This is a genomic window from Ruminococcus sp. CAG:379, from assembly GCF_000434255.1.
GTDB lineage: Bacteria > Bacillota > Clostridia > Oscillospirales > Ruminococcaceae > Ruminococcus_F > Ruminococcus_F champanellensis.
This window is the reverse complement of record NZ_FR894890.1, coordinates 1-3,704: the sequence shown is the minus strand read 5'-3', so window position 1 is coordinate 3,704 and position 3,704 is coordinate 1. Positions and strand designations below refer to the sequence as shown.

Annotated in this window: 4 protein-coding genes and 2 tRNA genes; all 6 read right to left on the bottom strand. The window is 54.9% G+C overall.

The features are described from left to right. Nucleotides 1-27 precede the first annotated feature (27 nt). Nucleotides 28-684, bottom strand: a complete 657-nt coding sequence (locus tag QVO51_RS06045) for a DUF3048 domain-containing protein (RefSeq protein WP_022357646.1) — start codon at nucleotides 682-684, stop codon at nucleotides 28-30. Then, nucleotides 653-1,135 carry a DUF3048 N-terminal domain-containing protein gene (locus QVO51_RS06040; protein ID WP_022357645.1) on the bottom strand — a complete coding sequence of 161 codons (483 nt, stop codon included), beginning with the start codon at nucleotides 1,133-1,135 and terminating at the stop codon, nucleotides 653-655. Before QVO51_RS06040 ends, QVO51_RS06045 begins: the two co-directional genes overlap by 32 nt. A gap of 29 nt (nucleotides 1,136-1,164) precedes the next feature. Beyond that, on the bottom strand, nucleotides 1,165-2,634 hold the full coding sequence (locus tag QVO51_RS06035) for a peptidylprolyl isomerase (RefSeq protein WP_022357644.1): 1,470 nt from the start codon (nucleotides 2,632-2,634) through the stop codon (nucleotides 1,165-1,167). 25 nt (nucleotides 2,635-2,659) lie between these two features. Beyond that, the gene (locus QVO51_RS06030; RefSeq protein ID WP_022357643.1) at nucleotides 2,660-3,280 is read right to left on the bottom strand and encodes an NUDIX hydrolase N-terminal domain-containing protein; all 621 of its coding nucleotides are present in this window, start codon (nucleotides 3,278-3,280) and stop codon (nucleotides 2,660-2,662) included. A 148-nt stretch (nucleotides 3,281-3,428) separates the two neighbouring features. Further along, a tRNA-Cys gene (locus QVO51_RS06025) sits at nucleotides 3,429-3,502 on the bottom strand. A gap of 63 nt (nucleotides 3,503-3,565) precedes the next feature. Beyond that, nucleotides 3,566-3,641, bottom strand: a tRNA-Gly gene (locus QVO51_RS06020). Between the last annotated feature and the right edge of the window lie 63 nt (nucleotides 3,642-3,704).

The window sequence follows — 3,704 nt, the reverse complement described above, 5'->3', positions numbered from 1 at the left end:
ACCACACATTCTTTGTGCGGTATTACCTTAAGAAATCGTAATGGGGCGGTTGGTACCGATCAGACCAATGTAGCTTTTGCCTGCATTCACGGACAGCTCCTTACCGCTCTGGTCAAAAAGCCGGATGGGCTGATCTTCTGCGTCCTTTGTCCACTTGATCTCCTGGGCTTCCCCCAAGGAAATGTAGTAGCCCGTGCCCCCCTTCAGTGCCACATCCATCAGATAGCCGTCCGGCCGGGTGTGAATATCCGTCTGCAGCAGGATCACGTTGGTAAAAGCAAGCTGCTTGTCAGCCTTCTGATCCATGTGGGGCTTGCCGGAATGCTGCTTGAGGTAGGTCTCGCTGGACGCATCGTAGGTAAAGGTGCTGAAATACTGGTCAGAGAATGCAGCATTCACCGTTTCACAGCTTTCCCCGTCCGGCTTTTCCGGATCCAGGAACCGGAATGCATCTTCGACGGTGGTATCCGTCCGGAAGCCGAACTGGTCAATGGCATCCGGCACCGCATCCCCCTTCAGATACCCTGTATGCTCCGTGTTGTACTTGCCCACCCGGTCAGGATCCCGGAAGAAGATCACCTTATTGGCAATGCCGCCGCCATCCATCCGGTCAATGCCCAGACGCTCCAGCGTGTCCTTGGCGATGGTCTGGTCACAGCCCCAGTGGCAGTAAATGGCATCCATGCCGTATGCCAGGATCGGGTAGTAATACCAGGATCGGGTAGTAATACCGGCAACTGCGCACGGAACAGATATCCGGCAGGTTCGTGTAGTCTGCATACACCGCCATAAGTCGGGTGATCCCCCCCTCCACCGGAATTTCGTAAATGATGTCCGCCGCCGCAATGCCGTACTGAGGCAAGGAGGGCTTCACATTGTTCACCATTACCGCAATGGGTCGCTTCCCCACTGCGTCCTGGTTATAGCCGGTCTCCCCGGTCAGGGGATTGTGCACTGCGGAAACCGCCTCTGTTGCCGGCTCCGCAGGCTCGGTTTCACTCGCCGTCTGCTGTGTCCCGGCAGTGGTAGCCGGTGTCGATGCCGTGCCCGAGGACTCCTCCTGCTTGTTTCCGCATCCTGCTGCGGTCAGCAGTGTGCATGCCAACAGAGTTGCCGCAATTCTTCTGATCTTCATTTGAAAGACTCCCTTTCAGCCGAGCGCCCTCAGCGCTCATTCGCAACCTTTGCGATATTCTCATCGTTCTTGGTAACCGGATGTGTCTTTACCAATTCATCGTATGCAGCCTTATAGCCTTCATTGTCCAGCTTGCCGCTGATATCCGCCTCCCACTTGGGCAGACTGTGCTTTACAAAGTACATCACATGGGCGCCGTACTGGGTTTCCACAATGTCCGTGTCCCCATCCTTCCGGCTCTCGTCAAAGCACCACTGATCGAACTCCTCTACCATTTCTCCGGGATATACCATCTCGTACAGACCGCCGCTGCTGGCAGAACCGTCCGCCGAATACTGCTTTGCAAGCTCCGCAAAGCTTGCCTCATTGGCAGCGCCGTTCTTCCATTCCTCCAGCACAGCCTTTGCCCGCTCCAGAGCAGCCTCCGCAGAGCCGCATTTCTCCGTGGACAGGAGAATATGCCGGATGTCCACCGTAAGCTGTTCATCCCGTGCTGGCTTGCTCAGCAGCAGGTACACCTTGCATGCAGTGTCGCTCTGGGCAATGTAGGTGTCCCCTGGCTTTGTAGTATCCGCTTTTGCCCATGCGGTCACCTCATCCCCAAAGCTGGACAGGGCACCGGTGGTCTTGCATTTTTCCACAGTCTGGGCGGCAACATCCTCTGCAACCCCGGTGCCGGTCAGATACTGCTTCACCCAGGTCTCAAAGGCTTCCTTGCTGGTAGTCTGATCCAGAAGCTTCGCCTGCTCCATGGCTTCCTCTGCGGTCATGCCCTCCTCGCTGATGGTAAAGGCGTAGGACATGGCATCCAACTGCAAGTAGTCATCCGCATGCTCTGCGTAATACGCTTCCCAGTCCGACTCCTTGGTCTTGGTATCCGCCAGAATCTTGTTGCTGTACTTGGTGGCGATCAGGGAATACTCCACCGCCTTGCGCACATCCTCCATCCGCACCCCGGTGGCATAATCCTTCAGATTGATCTGGGACAGCTTCTGCTCCAGATCCGCCTTTTCCGTGTCATCCAGGGTCATGCCCTGGGCAGTGGCTTCCTCCAGCAGCACCAGCATCTGCTCGTTGTTGGAGGTAACGGTCTGCATCAGATAATCAAACCATGTGGTATCCCCCTGGTACTTCTGCTCCTTCAGGGATTTGTTCGGATCCACCCCGATGCGCTTAAGATAATCCGTACCGCTGGCAAAGAAGGATTTCTCCAGCTCGACATAATAATAGTCCATCATGGCGTTGTTGACTTCAAAGTGCTCACTGGACATTGCCACCCGGTTATGTAGCAGAATGCCGCTGCGCTGCACCGCAAAAATAGTACCCCAGGCAATGCCTCCCGCCAGCACCACCGCCCCTGCGGCAATGCCGATCCGCTTCCAGATCCGGCTCCGCTTTGCCTTTTTGGCAGCCGCACGCTCCTGTTCCCGTTTTTTCTCCACATGGGCAGGCAGTTGCTTGGGCTTACTCTGTTTTTTCAGCTTTTTTGAATTCGCCATATCTTTTGTTCCTTTCTATCCGCCGCTAATCCAGCAGGGTTTTCCAATGCTCTGCATGCTGTGCCGCAAGGCACATTGCAATCTGTTCCCGGTTGTTCTTCTCCTCTGCCAGAGGCGGCAGAGCATCCAGCCAAAAGTAGTCGCTGGCAACGGTTTCGGTATTTTCCCGGAATGCGCCCCCGATGACGGTGCACCGGACAAAGATCTTACATATTTTATATGCATAAACCGGCTGGTTATGCTTCTCCCGATCCTGCACGGCGATCACCAGATCCGCCGTCACATCCAGTCCGGCTTCCTCCCGGACTTCCTTGACCACATTTTCCAGCACGGACAGATTCACATCCACCCAACCGCCCGGCAGGGACCAGGTGCCGTTCTTCTCCTGTACCAGCAGGATCCGGTCATCCCGGAAGATGGCTGCCCGGGTATCCAGCTTCGGAGTCTGGTAGCCGGTTTCACAGCAGAACAGACCCTGTACCTTTTCAAAGGGCATCTCCCCCTGGTGGGCAATCATCTGGGCGGCAATGCTGCGAATCTCCGCATACCGTTCCCGGTCAAAGGGATCCTTTCCGTAATAAAGCCCTGCCTGTGCCAGCGCCTGCAGGCGCACGGCCCAGTCAAGCCAGATCAGATTCTGCGCCATACCATCCCTCATTTCGACCAGTTTCGCATATAGCATGTATCATTTTATCACAATTCATCTCATTTGTAAAGCCCCTTTTCGGCATTTAGCACAAAGAGCCTCATACAGGCACAAAAAAGGATCTTCCGAAGCGATTCGGAAGATCCTTTGGAGGCGCCACCCAGATTTGAACTGGGGATGAGGGTGTTGCAGACCCTTGCCTTACCACTTGGCTATAGCGCCGTTTTTGTGCCTGATATATTCTACGCACAAAGACCCGTTTTGATACCAACGGAAGAAAAAATTTGGAGCGGATTACGAGGCTCGAACTCGCTACCTCCACCTTGGCAAGGTGGCGCTCTACCAGATGAGCTAAATCCGCATGGAAGAATATGTGCAAGCGGTAAACCGATGAGATCCTGCCACTGTTGCGGCAAAACCCTGA

What these genes read in the sequence shown, in the direction of transcription:
- QVO51_RS06045 (WP_022357646.1), bottom strand. Translation starts at nt 684, where the DNA reads ATGGATGCCATTTACTGCCACTGGGGCTGTGACCAGACCATCGCCAAG.
- QVO51_RS06040 (WP_022357645.1), bottom strand. Translation starts at nt 1,135, where the DNA reads ATGAAGATCAGAAGAATTGCGGCAACTCTGTTGGCATGCACACTGCTG.
- QVO51_RS06035 (WP_022357644.1), bottom strand. Translation starts at nt 2,634, where the DNA reads ATGGCGAATTCAAAAAAGCTGAAAAAACAGAGTAAGCCCAAGCAACTG.
- QVO51_RS06030 (WP_022357643.1), bottom strand. Translation starts at nt 3,280, where the DNA reads ATGGCGCAGAATCTGATCTGGCTTGACTGGGCCGTGCGCCTGCAGGCG.